The organism is Roseivirga sp. 4D4, from assembly GCF_001747095.1.
GTDB lineage: Bacteria > Bacteroidota > Bacteroidia > Cytophagales > Cyclobacteriaceae > Roseivirga.
Map to the genome: position 1 here is coordinate 3,293,472 of NZ_MDGP01000001.1, position 26,127 is coordinate 3,319,598.

Annotated in this window: 26 protein-coding genes; 17 read left to right on the plus strand and 9 right to left on the minus strand. The window is 42.2% G+C overall.

The genetic code is table 11. The annotated features are described in order from the left end of the window. The 12 genes from BFP97_RS14420 (at window position 1) to BFP97_RS14475 (ending at window position 12,497) form a co-directional block, all read left to right on the plus strand. The gene (locus BFP97_RS14420; protein ID WP_069843098.1) at window positions 1-2,610 is read left to right on the plus strand and encodes an ABC transporter permease; all 2,610 of its coding nucleotides are present in this window, start codon (window positions 1-3) and stop codon (window positions 2,608-2,610) included. A gap of 105 nt (window positions 2,611-2,715) precedes the next feature. Beyond that, window positions 2,716-4,884, plus strand: a complete 2,169-nt coding sequence (locus tag BFP97_RS14425; RefSeq protein ID WP_069843099.1) for a TonB-dependent receptor — start codon at window positions 2,716-2,718, stop codon at window positions 4,882-4,884. Window positions 4,885-4,894: 10 nt separating this feature from the next. Continuing rightward, entirely contained in the window at window positions 4,895-5,335 is a 441-nt protein-coding gene (locus BFP97_RS14430; RefSeq protein ID WP_083262577.1) for a DUF2141 domain-containing protein, read from the plus strand. Between the two features lie 172 nt (window positions 5,336-5,507). Beyond that, window positions 5,508-6,152: a hypothetical protein gene (locus tag BFP97_RS14435; RefSeq protein ID WP_083262578.1), complete on the plus strand. Its 645-nt coding sequence runs from the start codon at window positions 5,508-5,510 to the stop codon at window positions 6,150-6,152. A 70-nt stretch (window positions 6,153-6,222) separates the two neighbouring features. Then, the gene (locus BFP97_RS14440) at window positions 6,223-6,894 is read left to right on the plus strand and encodes a hypothetical protein (RefSeq protein WP_069843100.1); all 672 of its coding nucleotides are present in this window, start codon (window positions 6,223-6,225) and stop codon (window positions 6,892-6,894) included. Window positions 6,895-6,909: 15 nt separating this feature from the next. Beyond that, on the plus strand, window positions 6,910-7,944 hold the full coding sequence (locus tag BFP97_RS14445) for a sensor histidine kinase (protein ID WP_083262579.1): 1,035 nt from the start codon (window positions 6,910-6,912) through the stop codon (window positions 7,942-7,944). Continuing rightward, window positions 7,941-8,699 (plus strand): LytR/AlgR family response regulator transcription factor, encoded by a 759-nt coding sequence (locus BFP97_RS14450; protein ID WP_069843101.1) that lies wholly within the window; start codon window positions 7,941-7,943, stop codon window positions 8,697-8,699. The genes BFP97_RS14445 and BFP97_RS14450 overlap by 4 nt, the downstream gene beginning before the upstream one ends. A 4-nt stretch (window positions 8,700-8,703) precedes the next feature. After that, complete coding sequence (locus BFP97_RS14455) at window positions 8,704-9,198, plus strand: DUF2306 domain-containing protein (RefSeq protein ID WP_069843102.1); 495 nt, start codon at window positions 8,704-8,706, stop codon at window positions 9,196-9,198. Window positions 9,199-9,228: 30 nt separating this feature from the next. Continuing rightward, window positions 9,229-9,975 carry a hypothetical protein gene (locus BFP97_RS14460; protein WP_069843103.1) on the plus strand — a complete coding sequence of 249 codons (747 nt, stop codon included), beginning with the start codon at window positions 9,229-9,231 and terminating at the stop codon, window positions 9,973-9,975. A gap of 57 nt (window positions 9,976-10,032) precedes the next feature. Beyond that, on the plus strand, window positions 10,033-10,911 hold the full coding sequence (locus BFP97_RS14465) for an AraC family transcriptional regulator (RefSeq protein ID WP_069843104.1): 879 nt from the start codon (window positions 10,033-10,035) through the stop codon (window positions 10,909-10,911). A gap of 4 nt (window positions 10,912-10,915) precedes the next feature. After that, window positions 10,916-11,830 (plus strand): NAD(P)-dependent oxidoreductase, encoded by a 915-nt coding sequence (locus tag BFP97_RS14470; protein ID WP_255399465.1) that lies wholly within the window; start codon window positions 10,916-10,918, stop codon window positions 11,828-11,830. A gap of 58 nt (window positions 11,831-11,888) precedes the next feature. Beyond that, window positions 11,889-12,497, plus strand: a complete 609-nt coding sequence (locus BFP97_RS14475; protein ID WP_069843106.1) for a YkgJ family cysteine cluster protein — start codon at window positions 11,889-11,891, stop codon at window positions 12,495-12,497. A gap of 48 nt (window positions 12,498-12,545) precedes the next feature. Here BFP97_RS14475 and BFP97_RS14480 read toward each other — a convergent pair whose 3' ends face one another. Together BFP97_RS14480 and BFP97_RS14485 are read right to left on the minus strand one after the other, a co-directional pair. Then, window positions 12,546-14,882: a M1 family metallopeptidase gene (locus BFP97_RS14480; protein ID WP_069843107.1), complete on the minus strand. Its 2,337-nt coding sequence runs from the start codon at window positions 14,880-14,882 to the stop codon at window positions 12,546-12,548. A 16-nt stretch (window positions 14,883-14,898) separates the two neighbouring features. Next, complete coding sequence (locus BFP97_RS14485; protein ID WP_069843108.1) at window positions 14,899-15,483, minus strand: HupE/UreJ family protein; 585 nt, start codon at window positions 15,481-15,483, stop codon at window positions 14,899-14,901. 84 nt (window positions 15,484-15,567) lie between these two features. Here BFP97_RS14485 and BFP97_RS14490 point away from each other — a divergent pair, with 84 nt between their 5' ends. From BFP97_RS14490 to BFP97_RS14500, 3 genes are read left to right on the plus strand one after another with little or no spacing between them, the layout of a single operon-like run. After that, window positions 15,568-16,062 (plus strand): DUF6702 family protein, encoded by a 495-nt coding sequence (locus BFP97_RS14490; RefSeq protein ID WP_069843109.1) that lies wholly within the window; start codon window positions 15,568-15,570, stop codon window positions 16,060-16,062. Continuing rightward, window positions 16,062-16,898 (plus strand): DUF3298 and DUF4163 domain-containing protein, encoded by an 837-nt coding sequence (locus tag BFP97_RS14495; protein ID WP_069843110.1) that lies wholly within the window; start codon window positions 16,062-16,064, stop codon window positions 16,896-16,898. Before BFP97_RS14490 ends, BFP97_RS14495 begins: the two co-directional genes overlap by 1 nt. Next, window positions 16,870-17,406 carry a YceI family protein gene (locus tag BFP97_RS14500; protein ID WP_170827476.1) on the plus strand — a complete coding sequence of 179 codons (537 nt, stop codon included), beginning with the start codon at window positions 16,870-16,872 and terminating at the stop codon, window positions 17,404-17,406. Before BFP97_RS14495 ends, BFP97_RS14500 begins: the two co-directional genes overlap by 29 nt. On the opposite strand, the gene BFP97_RS14505 is transcribed toward BFP97_RS14500, so the two are convergent. After that, complete coding sequence (locus BFP97_RS14505; protein ID WP_069843112.1) at window positions 17,391-17,939, minus strand: 2'-5' RNA ligase family protein; 549 nt, start codon at window positions 17,937-17,939, stop codon at window positions 17,391-17,393. The two genes, BFP97_RS14500 and BFP97_RS14505, sit on opposite strands and share 16 nt — an antisense overlap. Window positions 17,940-18,114: 175 nt before the next feature. Between BFP97_RS14505 and BFP97_RS14510 the strand changes: the two genes are divergently transcribed. Continuing rightward, window positions 18,115-18,618, plus strand: coding sequence for a hypothetical protein (locus BFP97_RS14510; RefSeq protein ID WP_139135315.1), 504 nt, complete (start codon window positions 18,115-18,117; stop codon window positions 18,616-18,618). A 78-nt stretch (window positions 18,619-18,696) separates the two neighbouring features. Continuing rightward, window positions 18,697-21,228 (plus strand): M14 family metallopeptidase, encoded by a 2,532-nt coding sequence (locus tag BFP97_RS14515; RefSeq protein WP_255399466.1) that lies wholly within the window; start codon window positions 18,697-18,699, stop codon window positions 21,226-21,228. Between the two features lie 54 nt (window positions 21,229-21,282). Here the strand turns inward: BFP97_RS14515 and BFP97_RS14520 are convergent, their stop codons facing one another. From BFP97_RS14520 to BFP97_RS14545, 6 genes are all read right to left on the minus strand, one after another. Then, window positions 21,283-21,720: a hypothetical protein gene (locus BFP97_RS14520; protein ID WP_069843114.1), complete on the minus strand. Its 438-nt coding sequence runs from the start codon at window positions 21,718-21,720 to the stop codon at window positions 21,283-21,285. A 175-nt stretch (window positions 21,721-21,895) separates the two neighbouring features. Beyond that, window positions 21,896-23,782 (minus strand): ATP-binding protein, encoded by a 1,887-nt coding sequence (locus BFP97_RS14525; protein WP_069843115.1) that lies wholly within the window; start codon window positions 23,780-23,782, stop codon window positions 21,896-21,898. Beyond that, entirely contained in the window at window positions 23,782-24,267 is a 486-nt protein-coding gene (locus BFP97_RS14530; protein WP_069843116.1) for a GTP-binding protein, read from the minus strand. Before BFP97_RS14530 ends, BFP97_RS14525 begins: the two co-directional genes overlap by 1 nt. Continuing rightward, window positions 24,254-25,096, minus strand: coding sequence for a hypothetical protein (locus BFP97_RS14535; RefSeq protein ID WP_069843117.1), 843 nt, complete (start codon window positions 25,094-25,096; stop codon window positions 24,254-24,256). The genes BFP97_RS14530 and BFP97_RS14535 overlap by 14 nt, the downstream gene beginning before the upstream one ends. Before the next feature lie 9 nt (window positions 25,097-25,105). Continuing rightward, window positions 25,106-25,492, minus strand: a complete 387-nt coding sequence (locus BFP97_RS14540) for a hypothetical protein (RefSeq protein ID WP_069843118.1) — start codon at window positions 25,490-25,492, stop codon at window positions 25,106-25,108. 3 nt (window positions 25,493-25,495) lie between these two features. Further along, window positions 25,496-26,122 carry a peptidoglycan-binding domain-containing protein gene (locus tag BFP97_RS14545; RefSeq protein ID WP_069843119.1) on the minus strand — a complete coding sequence of 209 codons (627 nt, stop codon included), beginning with the start codon at window positions 26,120-26,122 and terminating at the stop codon, window positions 25,496-25,498. Between the last annotated feature and the right edge of the window lie 5 nt (window positions 26,123-26,127).

Consider the following 26,127-nt stretch of genomic DNA (forward strand, 5'->3'; position numbering starts at 1 on the left):
ATGAAAAAGGATGTGTCATCTCCACCCCGGTGGGCATTGCGCCTATTTGAATCTATTTGTCCTGAACAGCTTCAGGAGAGCATAATTGGGGACCTACTTGAGCAATATGAGATCAACCTGAAGCACAAAAGCAGGTTCAAGTCCAATACCTTATTCGTTTACAACACCCTTAGGTTCGTTCGCCTCGGAATTCTAAAGAGACGAGATACCAGACATAAATCAAACATTACCGCTATGATGAGAAATTACTTTTTAACCTCAATCCGAGCCTTGCTTAAGCAGAAGCTCTATTTCTTAATTAATGTTCTTGGCCTTTCCGTTGGTATTGCCGCATGTTTGCTGTGCTACCTACACATCAATTATGAATTAAGTTACGACCAGTATCATAGCAAGGCTGACAATATTCATCGCCTAGTCACAGGTGATGTAAAAGGAGGCAATGGCTGGGTAAGAGTATCTGCCCCTATGCCAGCTGCCCTTAAAAGGAATATTCCTGAAATAGAGCGATATACCCGGCTTACCAATATTACACGAGATCCTCAGGTTACAGTCGAGTATAACAACATCATTTTCAGCGAAAGCAAATTCTTCCTGGCAGACCCAGACATCCTATTAATGTTTGACATGGAGATGCTCAGAGGGGAGAGAAATACTGCGTTGAATGATCTCAATAGTGTTATCATCTCTTCTTCGACAGCAGAAAAGTACTTTGGTAGCGAAGATCCGATCGGCAAAACGTTACGCGTGGATGATCAGCACAATTTTCAGGTTTCCGGGGTCTTCCAAGACATTCCGTTCAACTCGCACTTCGATTTCGACTTTCTCATTTCCTTTAGCAATCTTGAAAAGGTACTTCCCGGAACTAGCCTAACGGGCAATTGGGGTCAATTCAACTACTTCGCCTATTTAGAGTTGGCAAATGGTAGCGATCCACAAACCGTACAATCAAAAATTCAAAATACGGAGGTAAACCTCGGAGACAACAGAAACTTTGATCTGGGTCAAATTGGTATTCAAGCGCTCTCAGAAATTCATTTTGTTGATAATCGAGGGAATTTAAAGCAAGCTTACAACTTCAAATACATCTATATCTATGGTGCCATAGCCCTTGCCATCCTATTTATCTCATTCATCAACTTCGTCAACCTAAGCATTGCTGGTTCGACCAAAAGGATTAAAGAAGTAGGCATTCGTAAGGTCGTTGGTGCCAATCGAAGTCAGTTGATTATACAATTCATAGCTGAGTCATTTTTGGTTGCATTTTTTGCCGCTGCCGTGTCTCTAGTCCTCTCCTCCTTTCTTTTCATTCCAGCTGTCAACGACCTGATGAACAGTCGTATCTCAATGGATTTGAGCGACCCGTTTATGCTTTCCGTGTTGATCGGCCTGATACTGGCAGTCTCGCTAAGTTCTGGCTCTTACATCGCCTATTTCATTATTTCCGCAAGGCCAATCAATGCCCTCAAAGGAGCCTACAAAGCCGGAAATAAAGGTGTGGCTTTCAAAAACGTTTTACTCGGCCTTCAATTCTGTATTTCTACCGTTCTTATCCTGTCAAGTGTATTCATTTACAAGCAACTCAACTTCTTAGGAAACAAGGACCTGGGCATGTCTAAGGACCAAATTGTGAATGTTGCCCTGAGTAATAAAACCGCCCAGGAAAATGGTCCACTGCTGGCCGAACAATTCAGACAAATATCAGGTGTCCGCGATGTAGCCGCTACGGATTTTGTACCGGGGGGAGCCAATTGGAACCAAACCGTTTGGTGGGAGGGACAAGAAGAGCCTATCAGCATGTTCCTGATCGGTGCCGACCCGAACTTTGTCGAAACGGTTGATATGGAGCTGATAGAGGGAGACCTAGCCTCTATTCGAAGTAACCAGAATACCCAATTCATCTTGAACGAAGCTGCCGTAAAGGAGATCGGTTGGGAAACAGCGCTCGGTAAATCTTTCAGCGCCTTTGGACAGAGCAATGCCGTACCGATTTCCGGGGTTGTTAAAAACTACAACTTCCGCTCACTTCATCATGATATTGACCCTTGTGTATTGGTGATCAGAGCACAGCGCAATCATAATCAATTGGCCGTAAAACTAGATGGCGGTAACATCAGGTCACTTATTTCCTCCCTTGAGAATACTTACGCCCAGGTGCTTCCTGAAATGCAATTCGAATACACTTTTATGGATGCCAACTTTGCCAAGCTCTATGAAGCCGAGACTCGCACCAGTAAGATTGTTGGAGCACTTACGTTTGTAGCTATTCTTTTGGCCGTATTAGGCCTATACGCCTTGCTTACTTTTGCGGTACAAGAGCGCACCAGAGAATTAGCCATTAGAAAAGTTCTGGGTGTAAAAGTGAAACAGGTTTTAGTATTGCTATCCGGCAATTATGCACGCCTTATGTTGATCGCTAACATCATAGCAATCCCGGTTACTTGGTATATGTTAAACGAATGGCTTAATAATTTCAATTACAGAATAGACCTAGGCGTTTTGACCTTTGGCATAATCACTTTGCTGACCTTTAGCATCATATATTTAATTGCCGGGCTGAAGACTTTGCAATCGAATAGAATCAACCCTACTGAGGCATTGAGAAACGAATAGACGGAGTTCATTACGATTCATCCTACCAATCCTACGATTCGGTAAGTCTTATTTATAAGGAGAGCTTAGTCATTGCACATTTGAGTTATCAAATACTCAACAGCGATGCAACGTCTAAAACTCATACTCACAATACTTGCCATAAGCACGGTCAATGCTTTAGGGCAAACGGTCATCAAGGGAACCGTCAAAGATGCCAAAGGAGTCAGTATTCCTGGAGCCAATATTTACATCAAAGACTCATTTGACGGTGTCAACTCTCAAGCAGATGGTTCATTCGTCTTTGAAACTGGAGAGTCAGGTGCACAAATTCTAATCGTCAGTTTCATCGGTTTTAAGGATATCGAGAAATCTGTAGAACTGAAAGGTGAAACCCTGGTATTGAACCTAGTCCTACAGGAAGAAATCAATAAGCTTGATGGTGTCACGATTACTGCCGGAGCCTTCGAGGCCAGTGATATTAAAAAAGTCACGGTCTTAAAGCCTTTAGATATTGTTACAACGGCAAGCGCGGCAGGAGACATTATGGGTGCTATTAATACACTGCCGGGAACCGCCACTGTTGGTGAGTCAGGTCGCCTATTCGTACGTGGTGGTGAGGGTTACGAAACCAAGGTCTTTATCGATGGTTTAGAGGTGAGAAATGCATTTGGGGCCACTGCTCCCAATGTGCCAACCCGTGGCCGATTTAGCCCTTTTCTTTTCAAAGGAGTCACTTTCAGCACGGGAGGCTATTCAGCAGAATATGGACAAGCCTTGTCCTCTGCTTTGGTATTGAATTCGAATGACATCGCTGACAAAACTCAAGGAGACATCTCTTTAATGTCTGTAGGCGGAGATATTGCTTACACCAAGAAATGGGATAAGACCTCAATATCGGGTAAGGTTCAGTATACCGACCTTCGTCCCTATCAGGACCTGATCCGTCAATTCTTTGATTGGGAGCAAGGCCCAGTGGGTACGGTTGGAGAACTCGTCTTCAGACATAAGGTGAATAAAAACGGTCTGTTGAAAATCTATACCAATGTTGATGTATCAGACTTCAGAATCCGATTCCCCAACATTAACAGAAATGGTTTGAAGGATACTGTGAGTGTTGCCAATAACTACGGCTATGTCAATGCCAGTTATAAGGATATTCTCAACAAAAAATGGTCTATCCGTGGGGGCCTTTCAACTACCTATAACAAGGAAAAAGTCGGTTTCAATGAGGATAGAGTGAATGAACTCGAAAAGGGAGCTCATGGTAAAGTAGCCCTGAATTGGGATGCCAGTGAGAAGATCACCGTCAATATGGGAAGTGAATTCTTTCACAAACGATTCGATCGATCTTTCGGTCTTTCGGACGGTCCTTTAGACAGTTTTGGCTTCGAAGACAATACCTTGGCCAGTTTCGTTGAGGCCGATTATTTCGCCTCAAACAAGTTAGTTTTCAGAACTGGGCTTCGTTATGAGCATTCCTCCTTGGTGAATCAAACTTGGGTCAGTCCCCGTTTGGCTATGTCTTACAAATTGAATGACTATGGGCAGTTTTCTCTGGCTTATGGTAAGTTTCTACAGTCGCCTTTAAACGACTACGCCATAGTGAATCAACAGCTTGCCCCAGAGCAGGCAACACATCATATTTTGAACTACCAGTACATCAGGGACAATAGAGTATTCAGGGTAGAATCTTACTGGAAGAAATACGATGACTTGGTGAAATTCCAAAGCTTGGACGATTTCAACCCTTTGAACTACAACAACTCAGGTTTCGGTGAGGCCAAAGGTGTTGATGTATTCTGGAGAGACGGTAAGACCTTTAAAGGAACTGACTACTGGGTTTCGTACTCCTTTGTTGATTCTGAGAGGAATTATCAGGACTTCAATACTCTAGCGACTCCCTCCTTTCTCTCAAAGCACAACTTTTCGTTTGTTATCAAGCACTTTGTTGAGCCATTGAGAACGCAATTTGGAGCTACTTTTAATTATGGTTCCAGCCGACCATTTCACAATCCGAACAGACCTGGGTTTCAGAATGATCGGACTCCGGATTATCAGGATTTGAGCTTGAATGCAGCGATTTTACTGAAACAGAACATTATCATTTACCTGTCTTCTTCCAACATTTTCGGAAGAGACAACATATTCGGCTATGAGTATGCCGCTCAGCCAAATTTCGATGGTATTTATGACAGACAGCCTATTAGACAGGGGGCCAAGCGCTTCATCTTTTTAGGCCTGTTCATTACACTTACCAAAGACGGACAAGAAAATCAATTAGAAAATTTATAAGTCAAAAATCATGAAAACAATTACAACACTAATCATTGCAATGGGACTTATGCTCGGCATGGTTCCTTCAAAAAAAGAAGAAGTTACACTCACTGTTACAGTGGATAATCTAAGAAATGAAAATGGTTACATCGCGGTTGCTCTTCACAATGGAGAAACGGAATTTCCAGGCACCGAGGCCTTTATGACCAAATATGTAGAAGCTGAAGGTGGTTCTGTTGAGGTCGTATTTGAGAATGTACCTGTTGGGGAGTATGCCCTAGCGGTTATGCACGATGAAAATGGCAATGAAGAAATGGACTTCAACAGCTATGGTATGCCTACAGAAGGCTATGGCTTCTCAAATGATGCCATGGGAGAGCAAGGCCCACCAGATTTTGATGATGCCTCCTTCGATGTGGATGAGGACATGGATACCGCTGTGACTTTAATGTACCTAGGTGGTTTCTAGGCTAAACAACACAAAATTAGATCCTCGGCTTGCCGGGGGTTTTTTGTTTTAAAGAAATAGATCTTACACTTGCTACGATTCATCTGGCTTATTCTACGGTTCGGTCAATCCTTTTATGTCTCACCTGTACTTCATGCTACTTTTAAATCATCAAAAACGAAAACACAGGATCATGAAAAAGATATTCTTATTAATCGGATTATTAGTAGCAGGTTTCGCCCTTCATGGACAAGGTCAGGAAGCCTATATCAAAGCAATGTCTAAGGCTTTAGAGCAAATGTCAACTGCCGGAACAGTAGAAGAGAGACAAGCGGTCGCAAGCCAATTTGAAAGAATAGCGGCAAAGGTAGATAGCGAATGGCTGCCCAATTACTATGCTGCACTCAACTACATTAATATGGCCTATGTAGCAGAAGGCATTAGCACTAAAGACAAATACACAGAGAAAGCACAAACATTCATTGACAAGGCCATTGCACTAGAACCAAACAACGCTGAGGTTGTAGCTCTTCAAGGTTTCAACTACATGACGCAATTGGCTGCCGACCCAAATACAAGAGGTCAGATGCTTTCAGGGAAGGCGATGCAACAGTTCAGCATGGCCGTGAGAATCGATCCAGAAAACCCAAGAGCTAATATGCTACTAGGTCAAATGCAACTTGGTATGGCGCAGTTCTTTGGTTCTCCAACTGATGAACCTTGCGCCAAAGTAAAAGGAACGTTAGCGGCATTTGAAGCCGAAAGTGGTAAGCAAACCTTGGATCCAACTTGGGGAAAAGGAATGGCAGAAGGCATTGTAAAACAATGCGGCCAATAGCAAGAGGTTAAGCTGAGGACACCTGCGAATTTGCAGGAGTCTTCAGCCAACACCAATAATCAAAAGCCCAATGGAACAAATACTCATTATATCACATGTAGTTGCTGGAATTACCTCGTTGCTTACCGGATTGGTGGCTGGTTTCTTTGGTCGAAAAGGAGGAAAGTTGCATAGACAAGTAGGTAAAGTTTTCTTCTGGTGTATGTTCTGGGTCTTTATCAGTGCCATACTCATTATTAGCCTAGTTCGTTTCAATGCTTTTCTAATGGTAATTGCTGTTTTCAGCTTCTATATGGCCTTTTCAGGTTATCGTTCTTTAAAAATCAAGAAGACACGAAAAGTAGAAACCATAGACTGGACTGCTGGCATCATTACCCTATTATTCGGACTATTTATGATTGGAATGGGCTTCAACTACTTAGTACCCAGTTTCTCTTCCGTGCTCGGTTATCTATGCCTCTTCTTTGGATTCTTCACTGCCCAAAATGCATGGGAAAACCTTCGAATGTATAGAAAGATCGATTCGGCAGACAAGATGTGGTGGTGGTTCGCACACATGAACTCCATGTCAGGAAGTCTCATTGCCACCATTACCGCATTTTTAGTGCAGAATGGGGAAATCTTTAACTTCCCAAACCAACTGGGCTGGATGCTCTGGGTATTTCCAACTTTCATTGGCTTTCCGATCGTGAGCTATTGGAATAGGAAATACAAAGCGCAGTTCCAAACTCGGTCGGTTTAACCCTTATATTTAAACATGGGCATTTTCAAATTCAAGAAGGTTTGGCAGCAAGAAGTCTTCGAATCCATTTTAATCTTCGCACTGGGCTGTGTAATGGCCTTTGTCTTTGATGGAGACTTGTATCAGCGTCCCTGGTCAGTGGTCAGGCTCAGCATGAGTTACTCAGGCTTTATGTGGCTCTTCTTTTGGAAAGGTAACTCCTATCTGGTTGATTTCTGGAACAAGAAAATTTCATGGTTAGAACAACCCGGCAAGCGGTTCATTGTAGGTGTAATCACAGTGCTTGTATACACACCATTTGTCATTGTATTTCTAAATTGGGCTTATAACTTAATTCCGGGAGTAAGTACAAACTGGGGAGGCATAGATGTTCTCATATCCATTGGCATTACCTTCTTCATCACCTTCTTTATGTTTGCCAGGTCATTTCTTAGCAACTGGAGAAGAGCGTCTCTGGATGCAGAGCGTATGAAGCGCGAGCAGATGTCGACTAAGTATGAATCCCTGAAAAATCAGGTTAACCCTCACTTCTTATTCAACAGCCTCAATGCGCTAACCAACCTTGTCTATGAAAACCAGGATATGGCGGCCGATTTTATCCGTAAGCTATCAAAGGTCTATCGGTATGTTTTAGACAATCAGTCCAAGGAAGTCGTCAAACTGGAAACCGAGCTCTCCTTCGTGAATTCATACCTCTTTCTTCAAAGAATCAGGTTCGATGATAAGTTGAAAGTCAATATTGATATCAGCGGGTACGAGCAAAAGATGATTCCACCAATTGCCCTTCAGATGCTCTTTGAAAATGCCATTAAGCACAACACGATCGCTGAAGAGGAGCCCTTGAACATCGATGTTTTCGTAGAAAATGGTGATACGTTGGTGATCAAGAATAACCTTCAAAAGAAGAATATCCCAATGGAAGAATCGGCTGGTGTCGGCCTAAAAAACATAGTCGCTCGCTATGAATTCTTGAGTCAAACACCAGTGGAAATCACCGAAGAGGAATCTGAATTTATTGTCAAACTACCATTACTGTCCTTCTCCTCATGAAAGTATTAATTGTTGAAGATGAGTCAATGGCCGCCAAAAGGCTGGTGAGGCTACTCCAGGAAGCAAATCCAGATATTGAAATACTGGCCAAATTAGACTCTGTCAAAAGGGCCGTTAATTGGTTGAAAGATAGTACTGCCGATCTCCTGTTTTTCGATATTCAGCTAGCCGATGGCCTGAGCTTCGAGATACTGGAACAGGTACAGGTTGCTGCACCCATCATCTTTACTACTGCCTTTGACGAATACGCCATACAGGCCTTTAAGCTGAACAGCATTGACTATTTGCTTAAGCCGATCGATCCTGAAGAACTAGGTAATGCCCTTGACAAGTATCAAAAGCTCTTTTCAGAAAAGGAGAGCCAGCCCATGAATATGGCTTTGATAGAGCAGGCAATGCAAATGATGACTAAAAAGTACAAGGAACGCTTTGTAGTCAAAATAGGGGAGCACATTCACACTATCCCGACCAACGAAACGGCTTATTTCTTTAGTCAGGAAAAGGCCACCTACCTGCAAACTATTGAGAAGAATCGCTTTATTATCGATTACACTTTAGAACAGGTAGAGGAATTAGTCGACCCGGAACGATTCTTCCGAATTAATAGAAAGTACCTGGTCTCACTGGAGGCTGTGAAAGACATTGTTACTTACTCAAATAGCAGATTAAGGCTCATTTTGAAGCACTCCGATGAAATGGACGCTATTGTGAGCCGCGATAAAGTACAGGAATTCAAGAAATGGTTAGACAGATAGTTGCATGGACAACTTAGTAGGAAGTAATATTGGTTTAGTTCACTTAATTGCCTCTTTGGTAGCGACAATTGCAGGTACCATTGTCATTGGTGCCAGAAAGGGAACCCGCTTCCACAAGCAATGGGGGTATGTATATGCCATTTCGATGCTTGTACTTAATATTACAGCCTTCATGACCTATCGGCTTTTTGGCACCTTTGGAGTCTTTCATTATGGCGCTATCGGTAGCCTACTCACCCTTTATGGAGGTATGGTACCAGCGATTAGAAGAAAAGGTAATTGGATAGACTATCACATTGGTTTTATGTACTGGTCTGTCATTGGTCTTTATGCTGCCTTTGCTTCAGAAACCATTACTCGCGTGCCTATGGGCATCAATTTCGGATTCTTCGGGATGGTTGGCCTTGCCACTGGACTCATTATGCTTCTAGGAGCAATCTTCTTTATCCGTTACAGAAAACTGTGGCAAGCACAGTTTTCTAAATATGCCAAACCTTAGTCAAAGCAGTCTTTTGACTTATATTTGGGCATGTTCAAAAGACTCTTGATTCTATTCCTGCTGTGCGCCTGCCATATATCCAGTGCCCAAAAGCCAACAGGCCTATGGATTTTGAAGTATGTAAAGGCCCTTCAACCCGTATTTACCATGGTGGAGATAGATGGTCAATATGAAATGGTCGATGAAGACCCTCAGGATTCTACCTTTCTATACAATTCAGGCCTTATGACCCTGGAGTTTCAAAAAAGATCAACAGCCAAAACGCATTCATGGGATGGAGAAGAGCAATGGACCTTCGACAAAGCAAATGATCAAATCTATTTTTATGGTCAAAGAGATACGCTGTATGGAACCTACAATAAGCAGGAGCTAATCCTGAGATCCACCCTCGATGATCGACCAACCTATTATCATTTCACTCCTTTCGAAGCAAAAAAGATATCCACACCCAAAATATTGGAAGGCCAGTGGCAATTAAATTCATCTAAGCCTTACTTTAAGGATCTTCAAGTACAATTTACAACTGACAGCACATATCAAGTCACAACAGGAAAAAGCCTAAAAAGTCAAAAATACTTTACTTACTTATTTGATGATATCTCAGCTGTGGAGTTCGATTTTCCTCCAAATGACAAGGAAAGGGATCAACATGAGATGGGCACCATCTACATTTATCAAACCCGCAAGAAAGAGATAAAAGGGGTTTTCTATGCTATAAAAGACGGTGTGGCTGTCCCAATTAAAAGTGAGTTAACACTCACAAGAGTTGACAACTGATCGAAAAACACAATTTTATTAAATTCATGTGGACACCTTTGTGTCAGAAGTGAGTTTATGAAAATCGTTCCCCAGGCATTCTACACAGCAACGACTATCAAAAAGGTTATGGTCGATGGCAACTGCTGCATTGTCCATAAGAAAACCGAAGTAGCAGACCTCGACAACCAAAGGCTACTGGCGGCACATGCATTAACAGTCGTGCTCAATGGTGGCTTGGTCGTTCATAGTGATGATGGGCTTCCTATTCAAGTCGGTGCTGGTGAAATGGTGTTGTTACCTAGAGGGCTATATGCCATCACAGACCTTATCCCTGATGATGGAGCCTTTGAAGCCATTGTCTTTTTCTTTGATGATGATGTTACGGATACTTTTTTGGAACAGAGATCGATTAATCAAGAAATTGTGAGCTCCGAGAAGTTACCCACAAAGTTTAGCCTAAATAGACCTTTCAAGGCTTTTATCGAACAAACGCTCACACTTTATGGCCAAGTCAAGCTCGATTCAAATATGGTCAGAGGAAAGCTCTTGGAAATATTACACCTCATTGCTGAGTTCAATCCCAATGGTCACTTTTTGGAAAAAGTAGCTGAGTTGAAAGTCAATCCCAAAAAGGACTTATCACTATTCATGCTCTCTCATTTTGATAAGCCATTAGCAGTCGAAACTTTTGCTAACCTTAGCGGCAGAAGTGTCTCTTCATTTAGGCGTGACTTCCATAGAGATTTTAATATGGCTCCGAAAAAATGGCTTATCAAGAGACGACTTGACAAAGCACAGGAGCTTTTAACAAAGGAGTATTTATCAATAACCGATGTAGCGATCCGTTGTGGTTTCTCTGATATTCCACATTTCATCAAGTCCTTTGAAAAGCAATTCGCGACCACTCCCAAGCAATATGCGCTAGCCAATTACAAGAAAATTCAGGCAAACTAGGCCTTTGACTGAAAAACACAATTTTTGTTTTTGCGACCCCTACACATTTGCATTAAACAAAATTGATATGAAAATCGGATTTATAGGTCTAGGTATCATGGGCAGCAGAATGGCGTCCAACCTAATAAAAGCAGGTTACGACTTAACGGTTTACAATCGGTCGCCAGAAAAGGCAAAAAACCTGATCGACCAGGGAGCAAAATTATCATCAACTGTTCTCGAATTGGCTCAGAGCACTGACATCATTTTTACCATGTTATCAACCCCGGAAGTCGTCAACAACACTGCAAAGGAATTTCTGCCTGCCTTAGAGAAAGGAAGCTGGTGGGTAGACTGCAGTACTGTCAATCCTTCTTTTTCCAAGAAAATGGACCTTCTGGCAAAAAACCATGGCGTTCACTTCATTGATGCCCCAGTGGCAGGAAGTAAAGCACCTGCAGAGCATGGAGAGCTCCTTTTTCTCGCTGGTGGAAAAGAGGAAGACCTTTCAGCCATTGCTCCCTATTTCAACGCTATGGGCAAGAAAACACTTTATCTGAACCAGGCAGGAAATGGAACGAACATGAAGATGTTAATCAATCTGATGTTAGCCCAGTCCATGGCAACATTCGCGGAAGCAGTCAGCCTTGGAAAGGGTATGGGTCTGGATGAAGGTTTGGTATTGAACATACTCACCGCGACACCTGTAGTTTCACCAGTGATGGGTCTATTAAAGGATAGGCTTCTGAATCGTGATTTTGATGTAAACTTTCCACTAAAATGGATTCACAAAGACATTATGCTTGCACTGAACACAGCAAGTGAAGTGAATGTAGCAATGCCGAGCCTGGAACAAACTGAAGAACTCTTCAAAAATGCTTTAGATGCAAATTTGGGAGAAATGGACTTCTCAGCAATCTATAAATCTCTGATAGTCTGAAAATTAATCATCTTCTATGGTTCATTCGCTCATAAGTCACCTACCTTGTGTAGCATAGATGTCCATAATCAGCAAAGTGAAGGCGGTTGAAAAGATTTTTGCTTCCCTCGATCAAGAAATCACAGCCCTTCAAACCACCAGTGGACTTCGTTGCATTGCCGGCTGTGGTAAATGCTGTTTTAAGCCGGATGTAGAAGCGACCCCATTAGAGTTTCTTCCATTTGCTTTCCATCTCTACCTCACCAATAGAATAGAAGAAAAATATGACCTATTACTAGAAAGGGTGTCTAGCATCTGCACGATTTTCGAGCCGCAAGAGAGTTCACTGGTCAATGGTAGTTGTTCTGAGTATAAGTTCCGGGGTTTAATTTGTCGATTGTTTGGTTACTCAGCTGTCAGAAATAAATATGGTAAGACCAGCTTTGTCACCTGTGCTCCATTGAAAACCCAAAGTCCTGAAAAGGTCGCGGCCATTGAGAGCGGCATTGGCAATGGTGAAAGTGTTCCGATGATGAACGATTACTACTTCCAAATTAGAAGCGTTGACCCCGACTTAGGCAATAATCTACTGCCTATCAACCAAGCCATTCGACAAGCGATGGAAGCTGTTATGGGCTACTATGCTTATCGAGAACCGCCACCAGCTCCAGGAATGTTAAGTGCATAAAAAAGCCCAAGGTATAAACCTCGGGCTTTTTGATATCTTATTCAAGGCCTAGTTTCCTCCGCCTGCTCTTTGCATTGGGTTAGAGCCTGAAGACTGGCCTCTGGCCGCTCCACCTCTACGTTTGAACAGTTCAAAACGATTTGGTTTAGCACTTCTCGGGAAGTAATTATTCTCTTCATTAGTATCAGCAGTCTCTCTATCAGGGTCTAATCTGATCTGAGCTACCTGTTTCTTCTTCATAAAGGCCTTAGTCACCTTCTCTTCATTCTTTCTCCAGATATAGGCAGGAATTCTGTCCACCTCTTTTGTTCCATCTGTAAAAGTCCACTCGATGATCAATGGCATTACTAAACCACCAACGTTGCTGAACTCTATTTCATAGAAGTTGGCTTTATCACCAAGAATAGCTCTTTCCTCGTCAGAAAGTGTTGCATCAAAACGCTGGTATGCAGCCTTTGCAGCATCTGTTACTTCAAACTGATCATAAGAGTAGTAGAAATCTTGTAGTCTTTCATCTTCTTCGACATAGAACTTTCGGCCTTCAGCCCTGTTCCTTCTGGCTGCCAAATCGCTTTGAGTAGCCTTAGCCTGCTCGCTCAGAATCGGATACTCAATCTCTGGATTCTTAGTGCTTAACTGGTACCATTTCACATCATCAATAGCAATGTCCACATTATCAATGGTGAAGTACCATCCTCTGATAAACCAGTCGATATCCACAGCCGATGCATCTTCTAACGTTCTGAAGAGATCGTCCGGAGTTGGGTGTTTAAAAGCCCATCGCTTCGCGTATTCTTTAAAGGCAAAGTCGAAAAGTTCACGACCCATGATCGTCTCACGAAGAATGTTTAATCCAGTTGCGGCTTTAGCATAAGCATTATTTCCAAAACCGATAATGTTCTCAGAATTGGTCATAATTGGCTCCAACTGCTCTTTTGGCAAAGCCATATAAGGAGCAATTTTATGCGCTGGCCCTCTTCTGTGAGGATAGTTAGGGTCAAACTCCTGTTCTGTCAAGTACTGAACAAAAGTATTCAGGCCCTCGTCCATCCATGTCCACTGACGCTCATCAGAGTTCACAATCATTGGGAAGAAGTTGTGTCCAACTTCGTGAATAATTACACCGATCGCTCCGTATTTGGTAGACTCAGCATAAGTTCCATCAGCCAAAGTTCTACCGTAGTTGAAGCAAATCATTGGGTACTCCATACCATTCGAAGCCTCAACTGAGATCGCTACCGGGTAAGGATAAGGAATTGTGAAGCTTGAATAAGTCTTTAATGTATGAGCCACTGCCTTGGTAGAGTATCGCTCGTAAATGCCATAAGCCTCCTTAGCATAGTAAGACATCGCCATAGGGTGATCGTCTCGACCCTCAATGTCAACAGCCATGGCATCCCAAACAAACTTTCTTGAAGAAGTCCATGCAAAATCACGCACGTCTTCAGCTTTATAATGCCAGGTTTTTGTTCCAGATGCTTTTGTCTTTTCATTTTCTTTAGCCTCTTCTAAAGTCACAATCTTAACAGGCTCTACAAATTCCTTTTGCGCCTGGTTCCATCTCTTTTGTTGCTCTGAAGTAAGAATAGACTTAGGGTTTTGTAAAACTCCAGTCGAACCAACCACGTGATCCGCTGGTACAGTCATTTTTACATCGTAATCACCGAAGGTTAAAGCGAACTCACCTCTTCCGGTAAACTGCTTGTTGTTCCAACCCTGGAAATCAGAGTAAACTGCCATTCTGGGGAACCATCCTGTGATGGTATAGATATAGTTTCCATCTTCAGGGAAATACTCGTGGCCTCCACGCGCACCCGAAATGGCTCTCGGTGTAGTATTATACCACCAATCAATACTGAAAGCGATCTTCTGACCTGGCTTCAAAGGGGTAGCCAGATCGATACGCATCATAGTCTGATTGATCGTATAATTCATATCGTTGCCCTTGGCATCTTTCACCTTCATGATGTGAAAGCCCCAATCATTATCGTGACCATCAAGGCCATCCAGTTGACCAAAAGTCATTCTAGGACGAATACTGCTAGGGTCAAACTTGTATGAGTCATTTTCCGGGTTTCTCACATTCTCGTCTAGTGCAAGCCACAGATAACTCAGAGGATCTGGTGAGTTATTGTAGTAAGTAATGGTCTCAGCACCAGTCAATCGCTGATTTTCATCATCCAGGGTGGCCTCGATTTTATAGTCAGCCTTTTGTTGCCAGTACTGTGGTCCTGGAGCCCCGGAAGCCGTTCTATAAACACTTGGGTCCCTTAACATACGCTCCAACTGTTCAAAGCGCTTACCATGATTACTGTTAACTACTTGAGCAAAAGCACCTGACCCCATAAAGGTCAAAACCATTGCCATAAGCCAAAGTCTTTTCATTCTTATATCGTTTATTTTACCAAAATTTTGTTTCCAACATGATTGTAATGGCTATTCCTGCCACTGCAGACGAAATAATCAAATTCCAATCTCTTCTCGCCACATTGAATATGTTGACAAAGACAAAGGAGATGATCATAAAGAATACCACAATAATAATCTGGCCTAGTTCTAAGCCTAAATTAAATGAGAGTAGGGGAGTAACAATGCTGTCTTCCCGACCCAAAATGCTTTTTAAATAATTTGAGAACCCTAGTCCATGAATCAGGCCAAAGAATAACGCGAAGAAGTAATTCAAATTGAATTTAGAAGGAGTCAGTGCACTTTGCTTCCTTAAAAGGTTTGAAAAGGCACTAATAAAAATGGTACAGGGGATCAAAAACTCAATGATGTCACTTCTAAAGTTGACAATCTCCAGCGTGCTCAGTGCCAGCGTAATCGAGTGACCGATAGTAAAGGCTGTTATTAAGATGAGCACCTTCTTCCAATCCTGTAGCAAATAGATGGAGCATAGGGCAATCACAAACAGAATGTGATCATAGCCATTAATGTCTAGGATGTGCTCCCTTCCTAATTCAAAATATATTGCAAACTGACTCATAAGCGCCCTTTATTTCGGGCCCGGATTTTGTAAGGAATGCAATAATAAAGTTTAATTTTGAATACCCCTATAAAACTTAAAAGCATGCAGCTAAAGCTTATTTGGTCGGTTTTTTTAAGTGCTGTTCTGTACTGGCACCCTTTCCATGTTAGCGTGACTGACATTGAGCATGATGCTGAAGCTAAGTCTATTCAAGTCAGCCATCGAATCTTCTTGGACGACTTGGAGGTCGGCTTAAAGAAGTACCACGATATCGAAAAGTTGGATACTTATGAACCCGAAAGCCAGGAAAAGCTTGACAGTTTAATTGGCTCTTATCTCAAAAAGAAGGTGCTTTTCGTAATCAATGGAGAATCCAAGGATTTTAATTACCTAGGTTCAGAACTTGAAGGCGATGCACGCTGGTGCTACTATGAAATCGAGAATGTCGAGCAGGTAGATGAGGCCGAAGTCACTAATATTGCGTTGATGGAAGTCTTTGATGATCAACAAAACATCGTCCATTTCAAATCAAAAGGGAAACTAAAGAGTTATAAGCTTGACAAGGACACTAAATTCATCCAGTTCAAATTCGACTAGTGAAAAAGCACCTACTCTTTATTTCATTCCTATTCATCTTAAGTGCTTGCGAGTTCGGTGCCAAAAAACCGGCAATAGTAGAGGAAGAAACTCCGGAGGCCATCCCTACCTTTGTAGAATATGAAATAGCTGCGCTAGATGAAAAGTCAGGTCCTTGTGAACTGGACAGCCTTTCTACCCAATGTGCGACTTATACGGTAGAATATCCCGTCATTACTGGCTTAATTAGCGAGCAGGCTACTGACAAAATCAATGAGAACATCAAATCCACCATTTTTGACTATGCATTTCTGACAGAAAAGCCTGAAAGTTTCCAATCCTTAATAGAGGAGCTTTCCACAGAGTATGCCTCCATCCTAAAAGAGTACCCGGACTATGGCGCTTCTTGGTCAATGGAGATCAACTCGGACATCATTTATCAAGACTCCAGTTTTATCAGTGTGGCTTCAACCATATACTCTTATACGGGTGGTGCACATCCCAATTCTTATCAGGTATACAGAAGTTTTGATCTTGAAACGGGCAATCCGATTACCCTAGCAGACATTCTAATCCCCGGATTTGAAGATGAGCTAAACCAGGCGGCCGAAATAGAATTTAGAATGCTTAAAGAGATACCACCCAATGAGGAGCTAAAAGACAAAGGTTACTTTTTTGAGGGTGGCAATTTTTTGCTGAATGACAACTTCGCCATCATCAATAAAAGTCTGATTTTCTATTTCAACCCGTACGAAATCGCCCCGTATGCCGTTGGGCCAACAGAACTAGAATTAAAACTGACCGATTATATCAATCTTTTAAATGAAAATGGTGTTCTCAATCGTCTCAAGGATTAGCTGCTTATTGATCGCTTCTTTGGCAGTAAACCTAAGTTTCGCACAAACTGAATCTGCTAACATAAGCTTCGTCATCAAAAACGCGGGTATTGGTGTAGATGGATCTTTTGATGAAAATAGTCTGACATATCAGTTCAATCCCGATGACTTAGATGCATCATATTTTAAGCTTAACATACCTACCACTACCATCAACACGGGAATTAAGGGTCGTGACAAGCACCTGCGAAAAGCCAAGTACTTTGATGTTGAAAACTATCCGAACCTCACCTTCGAATCAACAAAAATCACCAAAACGGATCTAGGTTATACCTTGACCGGGGAATTGACCATCAAAAAAACGACTAACACTATCGAAATCCCTTTTACGATGGAGGAAATCGAAGGGCAAAAGTCACTGAGCGGTTATGTAGAGCTGGATAGAAGAGACTACGGGGTAGGCAAAAACCACTTGATTCTAGGTGACTTGGTTAGAATTAGCATTAAAGTGGCTTACAAGGAAAACTGAAATTCCTTATGAGCGTTCCAGCGAGATCCATCATGTTTTAGTAACCAGAATGAGTTGACCTCAAACACTTTGTTGAAGGATCGGTCTTGAAATTCATTCCAAGCCTTCGCAAAATCATCCTTTTTCAAATCTCTAAAGGCCACCGTCATGTGCGGGTGATAACCGCGATTATGCGTTGCATTGAAAAGATTCATATGTCGCTTGGCAAAGCCAGCCAGTCGCTTTTGAAAATCGATTAGTTCCTGACTCTCTTGATTCTTAATGAAGATGGTTTTTGGGGCGAATGCTCCATAGCCATCAAGTTTTAATTCAAACTTAACCTCTTTAGTTGCTTGAGCAAGTAAATTGATCAGTTTGCTTTCTTTTTTCTCTTTCCAAAGAAAGGGCATGTGCAATGTGATATGGGCCGGAGACCTCAAGGCGCCCTTACTATTGTAAGTATCCCGAAAGTATTCCTTGACTTTCTGAATTTCTGACTGAAGGGGTTCAGGGGGGATTAAAGCAAGGAAGTATCTCGATTCGGCAGCTTTCACAGCTGAATCTAATCATTATTCCATATATCCTCTGGCGTTCGAGTTCCGACTATTCAATGACAAAATATTATCAAGATCAGTCAGTCCCACCAATACAACATTCCTTTTTTGCCAAGAACAATCTCCTAATTTTGGCATGCCTTTTGAAAATGGACTCGCATACCAAAACAAAGTCATGAAATTTTTTAAGCCCTTCTTCATTTTTTCTTCACTTCTCATTTTGATTGTCTCTTGTGGCAAAGACGAAGACCAAGAAGCTCCTGATCCATTTACTTTTTCTGAAACTCAGTTACTCCAAATGCATAATGGAGATCAAAAGGTCTGGCACATCACTGAATTTTATGAGGATTATGAAGAAGGTATAAAGAGTGATTTAGAAGCATGTCTATTGGATGAAACTTATACTTTTCTATCAACAGAAAGAGAAGTCTTGGTAGAGCATGGTCAGACCTCTTGTTATTGGACAGATCCTGAAGTTCAGTTTGGAGGTGCCGTTTACACATATTATCCGGAATCTGGAGATCTCTTTTTAGATTTTTCAATTGCCGAAGGCAAGGGCACTTCTACCAGTGCTACTCTTTGGATACTAAGGCTTATCGAATTGACGCCAAATCGTATGGTTTTTGCCAATGGCGTTCCTGAAAATAGGCAGAGAGCGGTGGTTTTTGAAGTCAATTAACCCTGCCTGACCCCTGCATAATATCATGTTGTTTCTGGAGGTGAATTCCTGTAAATTCCGCCTTCTTAAAATTCACTCATGATGAAAAAGCTCTTAACAGCATCACTCATTTTTATTCTTGCTGCCTCTGTATCATTTGCACAGCAACTCAAAAGCCCAGATGAATTCCTAGGCTACGAACTGGGTACCAGGTTCACCCCTCACTACAAAGTAGTAGACTATTACCAGTATGTGGCAGGTGAAATGAGCAACGTTAAGACACATCAATATGGGCAAACCAATGAGCTCAGACCGCTAATCGCGAATCTAGTCTCTTCTCAAGAAAACATAGACAATTGGGACCAAATTCGTACGGATAACCTTAAACGTATTGGTATGATGGAGGGAGATCCTGTTGGAGGAAAAATCGGTATAGTTTGGTTGAGTTATAACGTCCATGGCAACGAAGCTAATTCTACCGAAACGGCCATGAAGACTCTTTATGAACTTGTTCAACCTGGGAATGCCAAATCCAAAGAATGGTTAAAAAACACAGTAGTCATATTAGATCCTTGTATCAACCCTGACGGAAGGGATCGCTATTCTAACTGGATCAACCAAGTAGCTGGTACTTCGCCAAATCCTAGCCGTGACGCTGTTGAACACCGAGAGCCATGGCCAGGAGGGAGAGCCAATCACTACCTTTTTGACCTCAATAGAGACTGGGCATGGCAAAAGCAAGTAGAGTCTCAACAACGTATGAAGCTTTATAATATGGTTATGCCTCATATACATGTAGATTTCCATGAGCAAGGAAGCAACAGTCCATATTACTTTGCACCAGCGGCAGAACCTGTTCATGAGCAGGTAACTCAGTGGCAAAGAGACTTTCAGGAAATGATCGGAAGAAACCATGCCAAATACTTCGATGAGAATGGCTGGCTTTTCTTTACCAAAGAGAGTTTTGATATCCTTTATCCAAGTTATGGTGATTCTTACCCAATGTATAATGGTGCGATTGGGATGACCTATGAGCAGGCAAGCAGTGACCTGGCCATTCTTACCGATGAAGGCGATACCTTAAAATTGCAAGACGCCATCGCTCACCATTATACTACGGGAATGTCTACCGTAGAAGTAGCATCGGTCAATTCAGAAAAAATGGTGGACGAGTTTACAGCTTACTTTAATACAGCCGTAAACAGCCCCAAAGCGAAATACAAGACTTACGTGATTAGAGGCACCAACCACCCAGATAAGTTGGCTCAGTTGAAAGACTTTCTTGACAGACATAGTATTCAATATGGTACTGGCAGTACGAGAAAAGCGGTTTCGGCATTCGATTACACTTCGGGTGAAACGAAAAACATGACCATTCAAAATGGTGACATTGTCATTTCTGCCTATCAGCCAAAGGCCGTTTTGGTACAGGCTTTCTTTGAACCAAACACTTATACCAGTACCAATAATACGTACGATATAACCGCTTGGGCGACTCCTTATATGTTAGGCTTAAATGCTTTTGCTACCGAAGTAAAAGTGGATGTTAGTGCGGCTGATATATCTATTCAAGGCCCTGAAGTGATCCTTAACAATTCCACGCCTCCGGCTTATCTGGCCAAGTGGGAAACGCTAGAGGATGCCAAGTTCTTAGCTGAGTTACTCAAGCATGATATTAAACTGCGCTATGCTGTTGAAAGCTTTAATGTGGCTGGTAGAGAATTTAAGCCCGGGACTTTGATAATCACGCGCAAAGGAAATCAGCGCATGAAAGAGCGTTTTGATGAGGTTGTCAAAGCCTCCGCTGTCAAGTTCAACCGTAGTCTTTATACCACACCGACTACCTTTGTGGATGCCGGAAAGGACTTTGGGTCTAATAATGTTCCTTTTATTCAAAAGCCAAAAATACTCGCTCTTCGGGGTGACGGTGTTTCTTCTCTTGGCTTTGGTGAATTCTGGTATTTCATGGAGCAAGAACTAAACTACCCAATCACTATGGTGGATACCGATGACTTCAGATCGATTGACCTTGACAACTATAACGTGATTGTAATGCCTTCCGGATCTTACGGTAGAGTGCTCAACGAAAGTGGAATGAATAGCTTGAAATCTTGGGTTCGTAGTGGAGGAAAGGTTATCGCATTAGACCGTGCCATTAATAGTTTTGCAGGCAAAGATGGCTTTCAGTTAAAAAGAAACGATGAAGACAGTAAGCCTGCTAAAAAGACCGCTGAAGAAAAAGAGAAAGATGCTTTGACTTCCTATGCCGATCGTGGAAGCAAATTTGACGATTTCAGATTGCCAGGTGCCATTTTCAAGCTCAAGGTTGACAATACTCATCCTATGGGTTTTGGATACCCTGATCACTACTTCACCATCAAGACCAATGGCTCAAGACTAGCCTACTTACCCAATGGTTGGAACGTGGGCATCATTGAAAGTGAGGCTTCACATGTAGCGGGAGTAGCAGGTAAAAAAGCTAAAGAGCAATTAGCAAAATCCATGGTATACGGGGTTGAAAATATGGGTAGAGGTGCCATGGTTTATATGGCTGACAACCCACTTTTCAGGGCTTTCTGGGAAAACGGAAAAATGTTCGTGGCCAATGCCTTATTTATGGTTGGGCAATAGTACGTGCTAAGAGATGAAAAGGTGGTTTAAGAGTACTTCTTAAACCACCTTTTTTTATTTATAGGTTTTAAGTATCAAGCCTGTTCCGATTTTCTTACCCAGTTCTTGAATCTCAAAGGATATACCTTTCTTGATCTTTATCTTTTTTCGAAGCCTTACAGCAACTACTCCGGTATCTCCAGCTCGGAAAATATTTACTCCTTTTGGCAATCGAATTCTACCTTTGCTCTTCGATTCTCCGATAACAAAGTCTACCTCAAAACTACCATAGAACGGTATTTTTCTACCTCCGTCTGCCTTAGCAGTCAGTTTGATATTGGCTTTGAACTCATCTGAGACGATTACAGTATCAGAATCACTCCAATTAGCTATCTCACTGTCAAATGTAGGTTGAGGTAAGGGTAGGTTGGCCCTAGCGGAATATTTCGTTGAAAGAATAATGCCGAAGAGGGCAATCGCAAGCGTTGATAAAAAACTCCGTTTTATGGTCATAGCACATCATGAATTAAAGCACACGATCCAATGAACAGCCAATGGATGCATGGGTATTTCACAATGTTCTGGTGGGATTGAATTAACGACTAGAGATCAGCCGCTCACTTAATTTATGGCTAATTATGGCTATAACCAAACACAGCTTCAATTCTAGCCAGGGCCAAGGATATCTTCAGAGCCTCTCTTTTTCTTTAACAACAGCAGCTAAGGCCTTTCTTGTAAGGTCACAGAATTCAGAGATTATGCCATTTTCGGTCTCTTGTTCTAAAACCTTATCATATAAAGATTTTCGATTGGCAATCAACTGCTCATTTCCTAAGTAGCTTATGCTAGGGTTAATCTTGTGCAAGACCTTTCGAAGTTGCTCTTGATTATTTTCGCTTTCGGCCTTCTTTAGGTTAGACAATTCGACAGGCAACGTCTCTAGTATTGTATTTAAGATTTCTTTCATCAAGGCCTTATCGCCACTCGTTGAAGCTTCAAGGTTGTCCAAGTTGATCGCTACTTCGGTTTCCTCGGCCATGAGAATATCCATAAGGCTATTGGTCGCAATAGGCTTTTTAAGGTAGTGACTACCATAGATTTCATTCAGCTCCTTTGTGGGGACGTCATCACCCGATAAGAAGATCACTTTGGTAAATTGATTAGGCCCTTTAGTGGCTCTTAAACCCTTTATAGCAGAAATCATATTTCCGTCTGGCAGGTTTACATCTGAAACTATAAAATCGTATGTCTGCTTTTGTATCTCATTATTAAAGGCCTCCACAGTTTCTGAAAATGTTGCCTGGATTTCTGCCTCAGATACAATCCCTTTTAATAGCACGAGGCCAATCTCATCATCCTCCACAAAAAGTACTTTCAAATGACCTAAGTCGGGCAAAACTGAGTTGACCTCACTAACTACGTCCCGTTCAGACATCTGAAATTCTAACTCAAAGCTCATGGAAGTCCCGACTCCTTTTTGGCTTTCAATTTTCAGCGCTCCTCCCATTAATCCAATCAGCTGCTGAGCAATACCTAATCCAAGTCCCGTTCCACCATACTTCACATGGTCTTGTCCATCTGCCTGAGCATAAGGCTCCAGGATCTGCTTGACATCTGCTTCAGACATTCCCTTTCCTGTATCAGTAATTGTAAAGCCAAGCTTGTGCCCAAGCTCGGAGGAGTTCACATTGATGGACAGACTCACACTACCTCTTTCGGTAAACTTAAGTGCATTTCCCAACAGGTTGTAAATCACTTGTGAAAGCCTCACCTCATCGCCCTCGATCATTATTGGAATTGCAGTATCAAGGTGGGTATCTAAAACCACTCCTTTCTCAGAGGCACCCACTTCAAAGCCCTTTAAAATACGGCCGAGCATTTGCCGCAGGTCGAAGGCATCAGAAGTCAATCTAAACTTGCCTGCCTCTATCTTGGAAAGGTCCAGCACATCATTGATAATGGCATTCAGATGATTTGAAGTTGCCTTGAGCGCGGTAAGATATTCATGGTCTCTGAGACCCTTTGTAGATTTTAAAAGATCAATGAGTCCTGAAATACTATTCAGTGGGGTTCGCATTTCATGACTGACCTCTGCAAAAAACTGCTCTTTGAATTTTTGTATGCGCTGCAATTCATCATTCTTATAATTCAGCAACTCTTTTTCCATTTCCAGATACTTGCGCTGAATTTCTAGAAACTCTTCATTGATTGCGGACTCATTACGTTCTTGCTGAACTTGTGCGATTTGGGCCTTGTCCTTACTCCGGTCTTGTATAATCCACTGAATTCGGATATTATCGGTCTTTACAAACTCCATGGCAAAGAGTCCCTCAGTCCCTTCATTCCACTCTATCGCTTCAAAAGTGAGCCTTTCCCCAAGGGGCAAACCTGGGAAAACTTCTTCTATACTCTTGAGAAAATCGAACTGGTCAAAAACCGATCGTTTGGTCTCCACACTGAACAGCGTATTACAAGTATCTATGACCTCTCCGTTGGTATGGAAAATAACTACCTGAGAGATGGGAGCAATCAGCTGTAATTTGATTCGGTCAATGTTTGAAATGTGATCGTACATTAGACCATTTTTTCAGCGAGTTGTTTGAACGCCTCTTCCACATGAAGGCCTGTCTTAGCACTTGTTTCAAAAACTCCCTGGACCGGCAATCGAGACAGAATCATTCCCCGTTCCTCATCATTTACCAAATCCATCTTATTCGCTAAAACCTGCACAGGAATTCCTGGTATGACGTCATTAAGGGATTCGAGCTCTGCTTGCAAGTTTTCAAAAGTGGAGGGTCTGCTGATATCGAAGACATAGAGTGCTCCATGAGCACCCAACTTATAGCTTGCGGGTATCTTTTGCTGACTGTCCTCGCCAGCGATATCCCAAATAATCATGGTTACATCCATGTCACCCACCTTGACAATCTTTTTGTCAATTTTAACTCCGATGGTGGTGATATACTGATCTGAAAATTTCTGATGGACGAAACGTTGAACAAGGGATGATTTGCCAACGCCAAAATGTCCAATGAGTATTACTTTCTTACTCACTGACATCGTCAAAAGCATTAAAGTGCTCTTCTAAGCCCGAAGAGATCAGGTCTTGTGATGCTTCAGCTTCATCACCTTCTTTGGCCTTAACAAGCACTTTTTCTGCAAAAGTTAAGAGCTGATCATCCAGTTTATCTTTGAAAGTGGAGCTCATTCCTCCAGAGCAAACGACAGAGATAAAGAATGACTTAAAGTTTTTAATGATCACTTTATAGTTCTCATAATCGATGCTCTCCAGCTCTTGCGCATCGGCAGAAAAGGCATCTTCAACAAAGGCCTTGATGGCAGTAAGCATACCGGCTACCATATCCCCATCCAGTGATCCTTTTTTAGAGTAGCTGCCAATCAGTAGACCTGAATTTCTTTCGATTACAAATATCTCCTCAATCTTAGGTTCTATCAGGTTGGATAAAACCATGTCTTTTTGTGGTGTTCCTGAAATCCAGGCTTTGATGCGCAGCTTCCAGCCTTCCCATGAAAAAGCCAGTTCCATTTGAGCATCTACTTTTTCAGAAAGCTTCTCGATTTCGGAAGTGATGTACTTCTTGATCATTCTACCAATGATCGGGTAGAGGACCTCCACAACCTCATCTTGAGATTCTTTGATCTGTCTTTTGATCGACTCTGTGATTTGAGGACCGAATAAGCCAGAGAAGTTCTTTTTAAGTGCACCTTCCTGATCGGTGAGAATAGGGTTTATGCGCTCTTCCAGCTGCTCTTTCTCGTTGAGTTGCCGGTCTAGTTCTTCTAATTTTTGAGCAAGTTCGTTTCTGTCCTCCCGGTCTTGTTCCAGGAGGATTTCCTTCAGTTTCTCAAAACCAACGGCCTTGCTCATTCGAAAGGTCTATTCTGCGATTTGTTTACCCATTTCTTGAAGCATAGTGCCCAAGAGTTTCCGGTTAACTTTTTTCTCGTCCAAATCTGCCACCGAATCATCCATATCAGCCCTAAGCTGAGTGACTTTCTTATTCATGTCACTGCGCAGGTCAGAAATCTCGTTCGTCAATGTCTCTTTGGTCTGATTAATCAGCTTATTGAGGGCATCACGGGTATCGTTGATTTCATTCTCAACATCAGTACGTGTCTTTTTTATGAGTGCCTTAATCTCATTGAATTCTGAGTCGTACTGCTGCATGTTGTCTCCAAAAATCAGCTGTTTTACTGCTTCAATTTTTGGATCTACACCTGCTACGGCTTCTTCAGGTGCTTTCTCTTCTTTCTTCTTTGCCATGATCTATTTTAATAATGCTTTTAAAGTCTCTTTATCCACTTGACCAGAAGGGTACAAACCGTTTTCTGTCTGAAATACCCTTAATCTGTATCTGGTAATTGTATTGAAAATGCCGTCCACGGGTATACTATCACCTTTGGCATTGAGCATGCGCTGCAGTTCCATGGCCTCCTGACCATTTGAACCTATCGTAAGCCCGAGCAGGTGCTCTTTTTCCATAAACTCGATGTCTTCAGGTGTTATCCCTTTCTCCAGCATCTTAATCTCGTCATTGCTATAGCCTTGCTTTTTCAAATCGGCTGACTTCACAAGCCTGTTCTCTAATATTCTGGCGCTAGCGCGAAGCAACTCATAGTAATCCGTTGCCTGAGATGACTCAAAATTATCCTTCTCCATGAGCCTGACATCAATACCATCATTGAACCATAATGAACGGGCATAGGATCCCACTTCTAGTGCTGTCTTATAGTAGTCCTTTACTACTAGCTGATCATAGTAGTCTTTATCGATAGCTTCCGAAATTGGATAATCATATGCGGATGGAGGGTTAAACCTTCTGTCTTTGAGATATTGAACCGCGATGTAGGAAATGACCCCCAGGAGGATCACTATAGTCAGGAGGCGTTTCATTTTCG